The sequence below is a fragment of the Thermobispora bispora DSM 43833 genome, from assembly GCF_000092645.1.
Lineage (GTDB): Bacteria > Actinomycetota > Actinomycetes > Streptosporangiales > Streptosporangiaceae > Thermobispora > Thermobispora bispora.
In genome coordinates this window covers 2,058,714-2,073,366 of record NC_014165.1, presented here as the reverse complement: position 1 = coordinate 2,073,366, position 14,653 = coordinate 2,058,714, and the positions used below count along the sequence as shown (strand labels likewise).

Below are 14,653 nucleotides of genomic sequence, written 5' to 3'. Positions count from 1 at the left end.
CCCGCATCCCGCGTGCGGCCACGGGTTCGGCCGGGCGGTGGCGCCGGACCCGGCTATGCCGTACGGCTGGGCGCCGCGTCCGGGAGCTCACCGGCCGGTCCGGTGGCGCGCAGCGCGCGGGCGGTGACGGCGACGAAGAGCGCGAGCACGGCCGGGACCAGCAGGGCGGTGGAGAGCGCCGTGAGCTCGGCGATGCCCCCGATGATCACCGGGCCGGCGAGGAAACCGATGTAGGAGAGGCTGGCGACGACCGCGAGCGACCGCCCGGAACGGCCGGGGTCGCTGTGCCCGGCGACCGAGAAGATCTGGGGGACGGTGCACGACAGCCCGGCCCCGAACAGGCCGAACCCGATCACCCCGGCCACCGGCGTCCCCACGAGGATGCCGAGCGCGAGCCCGCCGCCGGCCAGCAGCCCGCAGCCGCGGACGAGCGCGACCGGGCCGAACCGGGCGGCGAGCCGGTCCCCGGCGAAGCGCCCGGCGGTCATCGTGATCGAGAACGCCGCGTACCCGGCGGCGGCGAACCCGGGGGAGGAGCCGAGGGTGTCGCGGAGGTAGACCGAGCTCCAGTCGGCCGCCGCGCCCTCCCCGAGCAGGCAGCAGAACCCGAGCACGCCGAGCAGGATCACGCCGCCGCCGAGGCGCCGCCGGCCCCGGCCGCCCGTGGCGGCGCGGTCCGATCCGGAGTCCCGCCCCTCCTCGGGGTCGTCGCGGATGAGCCAGCGGACGCAGAGCACGGCGAGGACGAGGAGCCCGGCGCTGACCGTGACGAACGTCACCCGCGGGCTCGCCCCCGCCTCGGCGAACAGCCCGCCGATCGCCGCCCCCGCGAACCCGCCGAGGCTGAACACCGCGTGGAACGAGGACATGATCGGCCTGCGGTACGCGCGTTCGACGACCACGGCGTTCGCGTTCACCGCCACGTCGTACACGCCATTGGCCATGCCGAACAGGAACAGCGCCAGGGCGAGCGCCGGCAGGTTGGGGGCGTAGGCGGGCGGCACCAGGACCAACGCCAGCACGATCGCCACCGGGATCAGGGTGCGGCGGCTGCCGTACCGGTCGACGAGCCGGCCGACGAACTGCATGCCGGCGATCGCACCGGCGGCGATGCCGAGCAGGGCGAGGCTCAGCTCGCCCTCGGTGAGGCGCAGATCCGCTTTGATCGCCGGGATGCGCGCGGTCCAGGCGCCGATGGAGAGCCCGGAGAGGAGGAAGAGCCCGTAGACGGCGGTGCGTTCGCGCAGCAGGGTGGGGGAGGGCATGCGGGTGGCTCCAAAGGGGGCGGTCGATCGGGATGGCGGGATCATCGGGCCCGGGGGCGCCGGGCGAGGGCCGGGACGGTGATACCGGAGGCGGTGCGCGTGCCGGGCCGGCCGCGGGACATGCCGTCGCCGGGGACCACGGCGCCGGCCCGGCCGAGATCGGGGACCGTCCGGGAGGGGGGGCGGTGGTGCCCGCCGGGCTCTCCGGCGAGCACGTGGCGGCCGGGGATCGCGACCCGCCCGGCCAGGACGGTCTTCCGGGGGATGCCGCCGGCCACGGGCACGCCGCCGTGGATGCGGAGCGGGTGCGGGATGGCCCGCGGTCTCTCGTCATGGTTCACACGTTCATTCGAACGTGTTTTCAGTGCGGAGCGCAAGTGAATCTACGTTGTAAAGGCCGCGGGTTTGGTGTCACACCCCCAACAACCACCAACAAACATCCACAAAACGTCTTAAATCACCAACCACGCCACCCGATCGGCCGGTCACTTCAGCGCGAGATCGGCGCTGAGCGCGATGAAAGATCCGGCGAAGATCCGGCGCAGCCAGGCCATCACGCGGGGCCGGGAGATCACCCGGTCGCGCACCGCCGTGGCGAACACGCCGTACGCCGTGAACACCACGAGGGACACCAGCATGAAGACGGCGCTCAGCTCGAGCATGCGCAGCACGGGATTCGGCTCGCCCGGGCTCACGAACTGCGGCAGGAACGCGAGGAAGAACAGGGTGAGCTTCGGGTTGAGCAGGTTGATCAGCACGGCCGTGGTGATCGTCCGCATGGGGGAGACCGGTGCGCTCCGGCGGGCGGTCACCGGGATCGCGTTCTCCTTCCGGAGCGTCGTCCACGCGAGGTACAGGAGGAAGGCCACGCCGAGGTACTTCACGACCTGGAACGCCAGTGCGCTCGCGTGGAGCACGGCCGCCAGGCCGGTGAGCGTTGCCAGCATGTGCGGGACGCTGCCGAGCGTGCATCCGAGCGCGGCGATCACGCTCGCCTTGCGGCCCTGGGAGAACGCCGCGGAGAGCGTGTAGAGCACGCCGGTTCCGGGGGTGGCGACCACGATGAGCGTGGTCATGAGGAAGGAGATGCTCACGCCGCGCCTCCTCGCCGGACACGGTGGCCCGCCGGCGCCTCCCGCCCGGCCACGGCCGCCGGGCGCGTGGGGAGCGGCTCCTGGCCGGGCCGCGCGGTCCCGGCCCAGGCCGCGGTGTCGGCCGTCGAGGTACGGGCGATGTGGGTCATGGGCTCACCCTGCCGTCGCAATGGTGCGGGGAACAGGGCCAATGGTCACCCCTTCCTGGTGGTCCATCACGTCGGGACTGATCTGCTTCGCGCCGTACCGTGGGCGCGGCGCACGCTCAGGGCCCGGCACGGCCGCCGGTCTGCTCTGCGATCACAGGTGAGGCGGAGCGCACCGGCACCGGGCTCGCCGCCGGGCTCACCCGCGACGGTGCGGCCGTCACGGTGATCCGGGCGGCGGCCGCATCACCGGATCTGGGCCACGGCCACGACCCGGACGGTCCGGCCGCCACGGCCGCGGGCGGTGATCCTGAGGCGCTCCTGCGAGCCGCGGTGGAGGTGGGACGCCGTGCCGGTGCCCTGCGCCCGGGGCTCGGGCTGCGGGATGTCCCCGCGGTGGATCGTGAGCTCGGCCGGTGCCCGCGTCCGGGACTCGGGCCCGACCGGCCGGCGCCGGCGGTGCCGTACCGCGCGGTCAGGGGAGCGCCGCATCGGGGATGGCGGTCACCCCGGCCGGGTGCGCGTGCCGGGGCCCGGCTCCGGTCACGCCGCCGCGATCAGCGTGACCGCGCCGAGGGCGAAGCCCACGCCGGCGATCTGCACGGGGTTGAGCCGCTCCCCGAGCACGTGCCGGGCGAGCAGCAGCGTGCTGGCCGGGTAGAGCGAGACGATGACGGCGACCAGGCTGAGCATGCCGCGCTGCACGGCGAACAGGTACAGTACGTTGGCGGCCATGTCGAGCACGCCGGCGACCAGGATGGCGCGCAGCGCGCCCCGGCCGGGCCGCAGGTCGCGTCCGGACAGGAGGGCGAGGGCGGCGACCGTGGCGATCGAGGCGATCCTGGCGCCGAGCAGCGGCCACAGCCCGGTGCCTTCGGGCGCGTTCCCGATCAGGATGAAGAACGCGCCGAAGCCGGCCCCGGAGATCACCGATGCGGCGAGCGCGCCGAACCGGCGATCGGCGGGTCCCTGCGACGGCGCCGTGCTGACCAGCAGTACGGCGATGATGGCCATCCCGATCCCCGCGAGGGCCAACCCCCCGGGCCGCTCGCCCATGGCGAGGCCGAACAGCACCGGCAGGCCGGCCGAGACCGTCGCGGTGATGGGGGCGACCACCGACATGGTTCCGGTCGCCAGCGCCCGGTAGAACAGCAGCAGCCCGCCGCCGCCGGCCAGCCCGGCGAGCATGCCCCACAGCAGCGCGGCCGGCTCGGGCTCACCGGGCAGCAGCGGCATCAGCGCGAGGACGAAGGCGAGCCCGGCGAGCTGCGACACCACCACGACGGCGTGCACCCGGGAACGCTTGGTGGCGAGCCCGCCGAAGAAGTCCGCGGCGCCGTAGACCATGGCGCAGGTGGTCGCTAAGACGATCGCTGTCACAGCCCTCCTTAGTACAACACATTGAACGAAAGTACACTCAATGGTAGTCTATTAGACTGCAAACGTAGTTCAGTAGGCTGCACATTCCCGGCCGTACCACATGTGACGTACGGCACAGCGTCCCCAGGAAGTCCACCGTTCCACCGGGTCGTGCCGGAGGCCGGCACGTGGCGACGTGTTCCGGAACGCCGCACGTCCGGCCCGCGCAGGGGAGCCATGCCGGGCCGTGCGGTACGGAGTGCCCGGAACCTGCGGTCCGGCGCGGATCCGGGCATCGGCGAGAGTGATCGCCCGACGTGGCGGCGGCGGTGGTGAGCCGGCGGGCACCGGCGCGGTGGCGGCACGAGGGCGTGCGCCCGCCTCGGACCGGGGCCGGTGACCGGTGGTCTCGCGCGGCCCTCGACCCGCCGCCGAGCCGGAGGGCGGAGCGTACGGCACGCCGGGCCGCCTTCCGCAGGTGCCCGCACCGGCGCCCCTGGGGGAGCGGTGACCGGGCGCGGCATCCGGACACCGGGTATCCGCCGGGTGGTGGCCGCACACGCCGGGAACCGGGCGCCGCCAGATCAGCGCCGCGAGCACCGGACCGGATTCTGTCGGTGGCCGTGGGCATCATGGCGCCCATGGCCACCTGGCAGGAGATCGAGCACGAGGTCCCCGAGCTCGCCGCGCACATCCGCGCGGCCATGGGGCGCAGTAAGCACAAGACGATGGCCACCCTCCGCAAGGACGGCTCGCCCAGGATCAGTGGCACGGAGGTGGAGTTCACGGACGGGGAGGTGTGGCTGGGGTCGATGCCCGGATCGGTCAAGGCCCGTGATCTGCTGCGCGATCCACGGGTCGCGATCCACAGCGCCTCGGACGAGCGCATGGAGCACCCCGGGGACGCCAAGATCGCCGGACGGGCGGTGGAGGTGACCGACCCGGTGCTCAAGGAGCGGTTCGGCGGCCCGCACGGACAGAACTTCCACCTGTTCCGGGTCGACGTCACCGAGGCCGTGCTCACCTACGTGGACTACGACACGGAACAGCTCGTGATCGAGTCGTGGCGCGAAGGCTCCGGCCACCGCGTGGTGCGCCGTAAGTGAAGGCCCGCTGAACGAATTCCGCCGAGCGGCGGCTCCCAGGAACGGGCGTGCCAGGGGTGCCACCGAGCGGTGGTTCCACGAACGGACGTGCACGAGGACCGGTCATGCCGGCCGGCCCGGTGATGCCCGCCTTTGCCGGTGATGCGGGTCCGCGCCCAGGGCTCAGCCCCGTGAGCGTCCCGAGCCGGGCGGCGGCGCCGTCTTTCGCCCGCCGGGCGACACCGAGCACGGCCCGGCGTCTCATCGCAGCCCGTGGTACCGGGCGGCCGTGCCGGCACGGCACGGCTCACCGGGTCGGGTCCGCGGAGACCCCGGAGCCCGTTGCCGGGCGCCGGAGAGCATGTCCGGCGGCGCCGTAGCGGGCCGGTGCCCGTGCGAGCCGGCGCTCGTTCACGGACCGATCGCGGCCGGCGCGCGCACCCGTACCGTCGCGACCTTCGGGCGCTCCGGGCGCCGGCCCGGCCCGGTGCCGGGCTCGTCACCGGGCCGGGCCTCCAGCACACCCGGGAGCCGGGCCATGTGCCGCCGATGGAACGCTCGAAACCCCGCACGCGCGGCCGTTCGTTGCGCTTACAGTCCGATTACGAGCGCGGCGATCTGGTCGGTTAGGGTTTGGGCCGTTCCCCGAATTCGATTCAAGGAGCTGGTGGATGAATCCCCTGGCCAGGCTGAGCCTTGCCAATCGCTCTTTGGTGCTGCTGATATCGCTGGCGCTGGGGGTGCTCGGCGCCTTCGCGATCCCCTCCCTGAAGCAGCAGCTCTTCCCCTCGCTCGAGCTGCCCGCCGCGTTCGCGGTGGCCGGGTACCCGGGTGCGGCTCCGGAGATCGTTGAAGAGCAGGTGACCGAGCCTCTGGAGAGCGCGTTCAAGGGGATCTCGGGTGTGACCGAGATCACCTCGACCTCCAAAGAGGGTCTGGCGCAGATCCAGGTCGCCTTCGACTACGGCACCGACATCGATGACGCGGTCGCGTCGATGCAGCAGGCGGTCAACCGGATCAAAGCCCAGCTCCCCTCGGGGGTCGATCCGCAGATCATCGCCGGGAGCACCGACGACATCCCGGTGCTCGTCATCGCCGTGGCCGAGGCTGGCGATCAGCAGGCCATGCTGGGCAAGATCGAGCGGATCATGGTCCCGAAGCTCCGGGCGATCGAGGGCGTCCGCGACGTCTCGGTGACCGGGGCCCGGGAGCGCCAGGTCGTCATCACGCCGAACCTGATGAAGATGGCGATGCTCGGCCTTTCGCCGACCGCCATCCCCGAGCTGCTCCGGGCCAACGGGGTGACGATTCCCGCCGGCTCGTTCACCAAGGACGGCAAGGCGCTGACCGTGCAGACCGGTGAGCGCATCCGCACCGTGGACGACCTCAAGAACCTGTACCTCATGCCCGGTGCGCAGTCCGCCGGGAGCACGGGGGCCACGGCGGGCGGCGACGCCGCGCGGGCGGCCGCGGCCAAGGCGCGGGCGGTCAAGCCGGTCAAGCTCGGGGACGTCGCCACGATCGAGGTGAAGGAGGCTCCCGCCACCTCGTTCACCCGCACGAACGGCCAGCCCACGCTCGGTGTGGCGATCACCATGCGCCCGGACGGCAACGCCGTCCAGATCTCCCACGAGGTGCGGGAGCTGCTGCCCGGGCTCACCCGTGATCTGGGGGACGCCGCGGAGCTGACCATCGTCTTCGACCAGGCTCCGTACGTCGAGCACTCGATCAAGGACCTCACCACCGAGGGCCTGCTCGGGCTGGTCTTCGCCGTCGTGGTGATCCTGGTCTTCCTGCTCTCGGTGCGGTCGACGCTGGTCACCGCGGTGTCGATCCCGCTGTCGGTGGTGATCGCGCTGATCGCGCTGTGGGCCCGCGACTACTCGCTCAACATCCTCACCCTCGGCGGGCTGACGATCGCGATCGGGCGGGTCGTCGACGACTCGATCGTCGTGCTCGAGAACATCAAGCGGCACCTCTCCTACGGTGAGGAGAAGCGGCAGGCCATCCTGACCGCGGTCCGGGAGGTCGCCGGCGCTGTGACGTCCTCCACGCTGACCACGGTCGCCGTCTTCCTGCCGATCGCGTTCGTCGGCGGGATCGTCGGCCAGCTCTTCAGCCAGTTCGCGATCACCGTGACCGTGGCGCTGCTCGCGTCGCTGCTGGTCTCGCTCACGGTGATCCCCGTGCTCGCCTACTGGTTCCTGAAGACGCCGCGGTTCAGCCCGCAGGAGGCGGAGGCCGTACGGGAGGACGCGGAGCGCCGGGAGCTGCAGAACCCGCTGCAGCGCGCCTACATCCCCGTCCTGCGGTTCGCCACCCGGCGGAGGCTCACCACGGTGGTCATCGGCCTGGTCGTGTTCGCCGGGACGATGGCGCTGACCCCGGCGCTGAAGACGAACTTCCTCGACTCCACGGGGAACAACACCACTCAGATCACCCAGCGCATGCCGGCGGGCACCGACCTCGCGGTCACCGATGAGGCCGCCAAGAAGGTGGAGGACGTGCTCCGCTCGGTTCCCGGGATCGAGGCCTACCAGGTGACGGTGGGCGGCGGCGACATGCTCGCCGGGCTGGGCGGCGGTTCCGATCAGGCCACGTACTCGATCACGCTCGCCGAGGGCGCGGACACGCCCGCGATCGAGCAGGAGCTCCGGGACCGGCTGGCGAAGGTGCCGGACATCGGGGAGGTCACCGTCGGCCTGAGCCACGGCGGGTTCAACAGCGACCGGATCGAGGTGATCCTCAAGGGCGCCGACGCCGACGCGCTGCGCACCGCGGCCACGACCGTCCGCGACGCCATGGCCGAGGTCGAGGGCATGCGCGATGTGACGTCGAACCTGGAGGAGAGCGCGCCGCGCGTCGAGGTGCAGGTCGACCGGGCGAAGGCGGCGGCGCGCGGGCTGAGCGAGGCGGCGATCGGCCAGCTCGTCGCCCAGGCCTTCCGCGGGACCCCGATCGGTTCCATCGACGGGGACGGCCGCCCCACCGACATCGTGCTCCGCATGGGCGACGCCCCGGCCAGCGTCACCGAGGTGCGGAACCTCGCCCTGCCCACCGCGTCCGGCATGGTCAAGCTGAGCGACGTCGCCGACGTGGCCGTGGTCGACGGCCCGACCCGGGTGACCCGTCAGGACGGGGAGCGGACCGCGACGGTCAGCGGGATCGCCGACGCCGGCAACCTGGGCGAGGTCACCGCGAAGGTGACGGACAAGCTCGAGTCGCTCAAGCTGCCCGAGGGCGTCACCTGGGAGATCGGCGGGGCCAGCGCCGACATGGAGAAGGCCTTCGCCGACCTGCTCCTGGCCATGGCGCTCGCGGTCATCATCGTGTACTCGATCATGGTCGCGACGTTCCGCAGCCTGATCCAGCCGCTCATCCTGCTGGTCTCCATCCCGTTCGCCGGGACCGGCGCCATCGGCCTGCTGCTCGCCACCGACACCGCGCTCGGCGTGCCGGCGCTGATCGGCATGCTCATGCTGATCGGCATCGTCGTGACCAACGCGATCGTGCTGATCGACCTGATCAACCAGTACCGGGCTCAGGGCATGGGCATCGTCGATGCGGTCATCGAGGGCGGGCGGCGCCGCCTGCGGCCGATCCTCATGACCGCGGTCGCGACGATCTGCGCGCTCACCCCGATGGCGCTCGGCGTGACCGGCTCCGGCGGCTTCATCTCCCGGCCGCTGGCGATCGTCGTGATCGGCGGGCTGGTCTCCTCCACGCTGCTGACCCTCGTGCTCGTGCCCACCCTCTACACGATGGTCGAGCGGACCAAGGAGCGCATGCGCCGTACGCCGAAGCCCGAGAAGGCGGACGACGACTCGGTGAAGGTCTACGACAAGGAGGCCCTCACCCCGGCCAAGTGAGCCTGGCGTGGGCCCGCCCGCCCCGGCGGCCGAGCGGCCACCCCGGCCGCGCCGCCCGGTGGGCGGGCCCACCCGTTTCCGGGCGACCCGAACCCCCGGGCCCACGGCATCGTCGAGCCGGCGGCCCTTCGTCCCGGCCCGGCCGCCCGCCGCCGTCGCCCGGACCGGGCGGGGACGCGGCGGGCGGCACCACGACGCGGCCCGGAGACCGCCGCCGCGTGCTGGCGGTTCGGCCGAGGCGGCCGGTGGCGGGCATCGGTCGCGCGGCCGGGCGCCGGCCACCGGGAGACGCCACCACCCCGCGACGCCCCGGCCGCTCCGCAGATCCGCACAGATCGCCACATAGACTGAGCCACCGTGAGTGACAAGCCGTCGATCCCGAACGTTCTCGCCACCCGTTACGCCTCGCCCGAGCTCGCCCGCCTGTGGTCCCCGGAGCACAAGGTGGTGCTGGAGCGCAGACTGTGGCTGGCCGTGCTCAAAGCCCAGGCCGACCTCGGGGTCGACGTGCCCGGGCAGGTGATCGCCGACTACGAGAAGGTGGTCGAGCAGGTCGACCTCGCCTCCATCGCCGCGCGCGAGCGGGTCACCCGGCACGACGTGAAGGCGCGGATCGAGGAGTTCAACGCGCTCGCCGGGCACGAGCACATCCACAAGGGCATGACCTCGCGCGACCTCACCGAGAACGTCGAGCAGCTCCAGATCCGCGAGAGCCTGCTGCACGTCCGCGACCGGGTGGTCGCCATGCTGGCCCGGCTCGGCCGGCTCGCCGCCGAGCACAGCGGGACCGTGATGGCCGGGCGGTCGCACAACGTCGCCGCCCAGGCGACCACCCTCGGCAAGCGGTTCGCCACCGCGGCCGACGAGCTCCTGGTCGCGTTCGAGCGGCTGGAGAACCTGCTGGAGCGCTACCCGCTGCGCGGGATCAAGGGCCCGGTCGGGACCGCCCAGGACATGCTCGACCTGCTCGGCTCCGAGCCGCGGCTCGCCGAGCTTGAGGACCGGATCGCCGCGCACCTCGGCTTCTCCCGGCGGTTCACCAGCGTGGGGCAGGTGTACCCGCGCTCGCTCGACTACGACGTGCTCACCACGCTGGTCCAGCTCGCCGCCGCCCCGTCGTCGCTCGCCACGACGATCCGGCTCATGGCCGGCCACGAGCTGGTCACCGAGGGCTTCAAGGAGGGCCAGGTCGGGTCGTCGGCCATGCCGCACAAGATGAACACCCGGTCGTGCGAGCGCGTCAACGGCCTCACCGTCATCCTGCGCGGCTACGCCCACATGGCCGGGGAGCTCGCCGGGGCGCAGTGGAACGAGGGGGACGTGTCCTGCTCGGTGGTCCGCCGGGTCGCCCTGCCCGACGCGTTCTTCGCCTTCGACGGCCTGTGCGAGACCATGCTCACCGTGCTCGACGAGTTCGGCGCGTTCCCCGCAGTCATCGAGGCCGAGCTCGCCCGCTACCTGCCGTTCCTCGCCACCACGAAGATGCTCATGGCCGCGGTCCGGGCCGGCGTCGGCCGGGAGACCGCGCACGAGATCATCAAGGAGCACGCGGTGGCCGCCGCGCTCGCCATGCGCACCGAGGGCACGGGCAACGATCTGCTGGACCGGCTCGCCGCCGACCCGCGGTTCCCGCTCGGCCGGTCCGAGCTCGACGCCCTGCTCGCCGACCGGATCTCGTTCACCGGCGCCGCGTCCGCCCAGGTGGCCGAGGTGGTCGGCCGGATCGAGCGGATCACCGCCCGGTACCCCGAGGCCGCCGCCTACGTCCCGGGCGCCATCCTCTGATCACCGGGCCCGGAGGATGAAACGGGCGCCCGATATCCTGTGCCACCGTTGACCCCCAGATTCGATCATGCGTGAGCTGACCAGCATCGACCAGGTCACGGACGCCTGCGGCGACGACGATCTGATCATGTGGGCCGCCCAGGGGATGAAGCCGGGCATCCGGGCGTGGGCCCACCGGGACGCCGTCGCCGTGGCGAGCCCGCACGCCTCCCGCCGCCACCGGCTGGCGGTGGCCGGCCGGCCCGAGCACGCCGTGCCGCTCGTCCGGCACGCGCTCGCCGAGGTCGGGCGGAGGTTCCGCCCGTTCGGCGACGCCGAGCTCATCGACGCCGTCGCCCACGCGATCCCGGAGCTGGACAAGCCGCACCACTTCTCCTGGATGACCCTGCGCGAGCTCACCCCACCGGCGCCGGGGCGCGGCCCGGGAGACCGATCGGACGGCGTCGAGCCACCGGCCTGGCTGCGGCCGGAGGACGACCCGCAGGTCGACCTGCTGCTCAAGGAGGCCAGCCCCGAGTCCTACGCCGTGCCCGGCATCCCCGGCGTGCGGCGCTGGGCCGGCATCCGGAGCACCACGGGGGAGCTGCTCGCCGTCGCCGCCGACGCCTGGTCGGCGCCCACCGTCGGCCTGCTCGCCGGCGTGGCGACGGCCGTACCGGCCCGGGGCCGCGGGCTGGGGGAGCGGATCTGCCGGTTCGTGGTCGAGGAGCTGCTCGCCACGTACGGCCGGGCCTCGCTCATGGTGGACGACTGGAACGCGGCGGCCATCCGGGTCTACGAGCGGATCGGGTTCGCGCGGCGCCCGGTGGCCGCGGCGCGATTCCCGCAGCCGGGCGGGCACGACCTGTTCGACGACTGAGCGATCCCGCGCCCGCGCCCATGGCGCGCCGGCGGCGCGGCCGGGAGAGGGCACGGCCGGTCGGCGGACGGCGTGATCTCCCGGCGCGGTCTTCCTCGGGCCGCCGGCCCCCGATCGGCTCGCGGTGGCGTCCGCGGTACGGCGGGGCCTGCGACCGGCGACGGGAACCCCGCAAGGGCCTGGCAACCGCCTATCGCCCGGCGGCTCATGGGGTGCCGCCGCGCCGTACGGCCCGCCGGGCCGTACGGCTAGCTCCGCTCGCCTGAGGTGAGGCGGGCGACCAGCCGGGGGAGGGCCTCACTGATCGGCTCGCGGATCACCTCGTCGGCCAGGTCGTCGTAGGGCGTGGGCTCGGCGTTCACGATGATCAGCCGGGCGCCGGAGGCGACGGCGTACTGCACCAGCGACGCGGCGGGGTGCACCTGGAGCGAGGTGCCCACCGCGATGAACACGTCGCACTCCCGGGACACCTTGACCGCCTGCTCCAGGACGTGCTGGTCGAGGAACTCCCCGAACATCACGGTGGCGGTCTTCAGGATCCCGCCGCACTTCCGGCACCTGGGGTCGCTCTCCCCGGCGTGCACCCGGTCGATCGCCTCACGGGTCGTCGAGCGGGCGCCGCACTGGGTGCACACCGTCTCGAACATGTTGCCGTGCAGCTCGAGCACCCGATCCGGAGGCGACCCGGCCCGCTGGTGGAGGCGGTCCACGTTCTGGGTGATGATCCACACGTCCACGCCGGCGTTGGCGAGGTCGACGAGCGCACGGTGGCCCGCGTTCGGCTCCGCGGTCCAGGCCGGGTTCTCACTGCGGAACAGCCATGAGCGGCGCCGGATCTCAGGGTCGCTCATGTAGTAGTCGTAGGTGACGAGCTTCTCGTAATCCGGGAACTTCCGCCATAGGCCGTTCGGCCCCCGGAAATCCGGGATACCGGACGCGGTGGAGATCCCGGCCCCCGACAGTACGGCCACCTTCATGGCACCGATCGTATGCCTGGGCGCGGCCGGTCCGGCACGGGCCCGCCCCGGGCGGCCCCGCTCGGCCGGAGCGCCGCCTGGGCCGGGACCCGGCGGCCGGGTTTCGGCGGGGTACGGCACCCGGGCGGGTGTCACCCGGCCGGCTCGGATGCCGGGTCCGCCTGCCGGGCCGGCCGCTCGCCGTTCCCGGTCCCAGCTGGGGGCGTGCCGCGCAGCAGGGGGTGGACGCGCATCGCCGCCTCCAGCTCGCCGGGCAGCTCGTCCCGGTAACGGCCGAGCGTCGACAGGTCACCGTGGCCCAGCACCCGGCGCACCGCGTCCATGTCCGTGCCGTCGGCAAGCAGGTGCGTCGCGGTCGTGTGCCGCAGCCCGTGCGGGGTCACGCTGCGCCGGCGCTCCGGCTCCACCCGCCGCAGCACCCGGTCGATCACCGCCTGGACGTCACCCCGGGCCAGCCTCCGGCCGCGCCACGACAGCAGCAGCGCCTTCTCGTCCCCGCCCTTGCGGACGGCGAGGTACGCGTCGAGCGCCTCGGCGACCTCGCGGGGGAGCGGCACGTCCCGGGTCTTGCCGCCCTTGCCGAAGATCCGCCAGTACCGGATCCCGTTGTTGGTGTAGAAGTCCTCGACGTTGGCCCGGACCAGCTCCGACACCCGGGGTCCCACGGTGGTGAGCAGGAGCACGATGAGCGCGTCGCGCACCTCGGTCCGCTGGTCCTTCCGCTTCGAGGTGGCCGAGTCGGGGGAGGCGGCGGCCGAACGGGCCGCCGCGATCAGGCCCTCGGCCTGCTCCCGGGTGAGCGCCCGCCGCTTCGGCGGCAACCCGCCCCGCTCCCGGGGCATCACCGACGACACCTCCATGGGGTTCATCTGCACCCAGCCCGCCGACACCGCGTGCTGGAACAGCCCCGAGATCGACCGGCGGAACCTGAGCTGTGACGCCGGGCTCTGCCGGCCCTCGTCCGGCCGGCCGGGGGAGGAGGGGTTCTTGCGGCGCTCGTCCGGTTTGCGGGCGAAAGCGAGCAGTACCGCGTCCACGTCCTCACCGGTCAGGTCGTCGAGCACCCGGTCAGGGCCGGCGAGGCGGGCGAACGTGGCGACGTCCCGGGCGTACACCTCGGCGGTGGCGGGGGACAGGGTTCCGGTCACGGCCTTGGCCCGGACCAATTCGATGTACCGGTCGGCTGCCTCCTGCACGGTCAACCGGATCACCTGCGGGGGGATCATGATCTTTACCGTACCGGGGCAGGGAGGGCCGCACGAGGCGGAACGAACGTAGCCCTGTGCTGAACAGAAGTAGCCCTATACCGAACAGAATGAGTCTTCTGTTCGGTATAGCTGTTCTTTTCTGGTCATAGCTGGATTTTGTTGACTTGCGACAGAAATGCAGGGTCATGCCCTGCGCGAGCACTGCACCGCGTCCAGCAGAGCCTCTCCGGCGCGGGCACTCGGAGCCGGACGCGGTACTGATGATCATGGGATGAAGATCGATAACGATCGGCCGGTATCGAGATCACGCACGCGGCCGGGTATCCGGCTCGGGCGGGTGTTCGCCGACGGTGTTCGGCCCGCGGCCGCGACGCCGTCACGCCGCCGTACCGGCGATCGGCGCCGGCCGTGCGGCCGGCACGATGGCGCACAGCGGGCATGCCTGATCACGACAAAGGACTTCGCCTGCCAAGTTCGATGCGCCGTACGCGGAGCCCTGCGCGGTGTTCGGCGGGAGCACCGCGAGCCGGTTTCGCGTGCCGGTCGCAACGCAGGCTCCCCGAACACATCGGTTTCGTGATCGGCTTCGTGATCGACACGGCGTTCACGTAAACGGTCCCGGCTGCGCATCCGTCGTCGCGCCGGCCCGCGGTCCCGGCCTGCGCGCGGCGGTCACACCGCCGCGCGCCTTCGCCGTACGCCGTCCCAGTGCGCGCACAGCGCACCCAGAGCCCTTTCAAGGCCACGGAGACCACTTCTCACTGATGCTCGATAACGAACATTATGTCAAGTTGAGTCCTGAGGCCGGTGCCCGTCCCTCCCCTCGGCCCGGGCCGCTCCGCGATCCGTACCAGGCCTTACCTCGACAGCATGGAGAGCCCTGAGCCCCGGCGCACCGTGAAGTGCCGCCTTTCCACGCCCGTCCTCCTCGCCGAGCTTCCGGCGTCCGCCGTGCCTCCGCCGTGTGCTCGGCACAGCCTCGCGGGCCGGCCGGTGGTTCCCATGG

11 protein-coding genes are annotated in these 14,653 nt (G+C 72.6%); 4 read left to right on the top strand and 7 right to left on the bottom strand.

The window, feature by feature from the left end; translation table 11 throughout:
• Positions 1-53: 53 nt before the first annotated feature.
• The 5 genes from TBIS_RS08900 to TBIS_RS08880 all read right to left on the bottom strand — a co-directional run bounded on the left by TBIS_RS08900 (position 54) and on the right by TBIS_RS08880 (position 3,885).
• Entirely contained in the window at positions 54-1,265 is a 1,212-nt protein-coding gene (locus TBIS_RS08900; RefSeq protein WP_013132037.1) for an MFS transporter, read from the bottom strand.
• 41 nt (positions 1,266-1,306) lie between these two features.
• The gene (locus TBIS_RS08895; RefSeq protein WP_013132036.1) at positions 1,307-1,606 is read right to left on the bottom strand and encodes a hypothetical protein; all 300 of its coding nucleotides are present in this window, start codon (positions 1,604-1,606) and stop codon (positions 1,307-1,309) included.
• Between the two features lie 144 nt (positions 1,607-1,750).
• Entirely contained in the window at positions 1,751-2,359 is a 609-nt protein-coding gene (locus TBIS_RS08890) for a LysE family translocator (RefSeq protein WP_013132035.1), read from the bottom strand.
• Positions 2,360-2,751: 392 nt separating this feature from the next.
• Complete coding sequence (locus tag TBIS_RS08885; protein WP_013132033.1) at positions 2,752-2,997, bottom strand: hypothetical protein; 246 nt, start codon at positions 2,995-2,997, stop codon at positions 2,752-2,754.
• 51 nt (positions 2,998-3,048) lie between these two features.
• Complete coding sequence (locus TBIS_RS08880; protein WP_013132032.1) at positions 3,049-3,885, bottom strand: DMT family transporter; 837 nt, start codon at positions 3,883-3,885, stop codon at positions 3,049-3,051.
• A gap of 620 nt (positions 3,886-4,505) precedes the next feature.
• Between TBIS_RS08880 and TBIS_RS08875 the strand changes: the two genes are divergently transcribed.
• From TBIS_RS08875 to TBIS_RS08860, 4 genes are all read left to right on the top strand, one after another.
• The gene (locus TBIS_RS08875; RefSeq protein ID WP_050760655.1) at positions 4,506-4,970 is read left to right on the top strand and encodes a pyridoxamine 5'-phosphate oxidase family protein; all 465 of its coding nucleotides are present in this window, start codon (positions 4,506-4,508) and stop codon (positions 4,968-4,970) included.
• 650 nt (positions 4,971-5,620) lie between these two features.
• Entirely contained in the window at positions 5,621-8,818 is a 3,198-nt protein-coding gene (locus TBIS_RS08870; protein ID WP_013132029.1) for an efflux RND transporter permease subunit, read from the top strand.
• A 357-nt stretch (positions 8,819-9,175) separates the two neighbouring features.
• Positions 9,176-10,603: an adenylosuccinate lyase gene (purB, locus tag TBIS_RS08865; protein WP_013132028.1), complete on the top strand. Its 1,428-nt coding sequence runs from the start codon at positions 9,176-9,178 to the stop codon at positions 10,601-10,603.
• A 67-nt stretch (positions 10,604-10,670) separates the two neighbouring features.
• Complete coding sequence (locus tag TBIS_RS08860) at positions 10,671-11,462, top strand: GNAT family N-acetyltransferase (RefSeq protein ID WP_013132027.1); 792 nt, start codon at positions 10,671-10,673, stop codon at positions 11,460-11,462.
• A 248-nt stretch (positions 11,463-11,710) separates the two neighbouring features.
• On the opposite strand, the gene TBIS_RS08855 is transcribed toward TBIS_RS08860, so the two are convergent.
• Together TBIS_RS08855 and TBIS_RS08850 are read right to left on the bottom strand one after the other, a co-directional pair.
• Positions 11,711-12,439 carry an SIR2 family NAD-dependent protein deacylase gene (locus tag TBIS_RS08855; RefSeq protein ID WP_013132026.1) on the bottom strand — a complete coding sequence of 243 codons (729 nt, stop codon included), beginning with the start codon at positions 12,437-12,439 and terminating at the stop codon, positions 11,711-11,713.
• 131 nt (positions 12,440-12,570) lie between these two features.
• Complete coding sequence (locus tag TBIS_RS08850) at positions 12,571-13,665, bottom strand: tyrosine-type recombinase/integrase (RefSeq protein ID WP_013132025.1); 1,095 nt, start codon at positions 13,663-13,665, stop codon at positions 12,571-12,573.
• Positions 13,666-14,653: the final 988 nt, after the last annotated feature.

Coding starts and splice junctions, on each gene's coding strand:
- TBIS_RS08900 (WP_013132037.1), bottom strand. CDS start 1,265: ATGCCCTCCCCCACCCTGCTGCGCGAACGCACCGCCGTCTACGGGCTC.
- TBIS_RS08885 (WP_013132033.1), bottom strand. CDS start 2,997: ATGCGGCGCTCCCCTGACCGCGCGGTACGGCACCGCCGGCGCCGGCCG.
- TBIS_RS08875 (WP_050760655.1), top strand. CDS start 4,506: ATGGCCACCTGGCAGGAGATCGAGCACGAGGTCCCCGAGCTCGCCGCG.
- TBIS_RS08870 (WP_013132029.1), top strand. CDS start 5,621: ATGAATCCCCTGGCCAGGCTGAGCCTTGCCAATCGCTCTTTGGTGCTG.
- TBIS_RS08860 (WP_013132027.1), top strand. CDS start 10,671: ATGCGTGAGCTGACCAGCATCGACCAGGTCACGGACGCCTGCGGCGAC.
- TBIS_RS08855 (WP_013132026.1), bottom strand. CDS start 12,439: ATGAAGGTGGCCGTACTGTCGGGGGCCGGGATCTCCACCGCGTCCGGT.
- TBIS_RS08850 (WP_013132025.1), bottom strand. CDS start 13,665: ATGATCCCCCCGCAGGTGATCCGGTTGACCGTGCAGGAGGCAGCCGAC.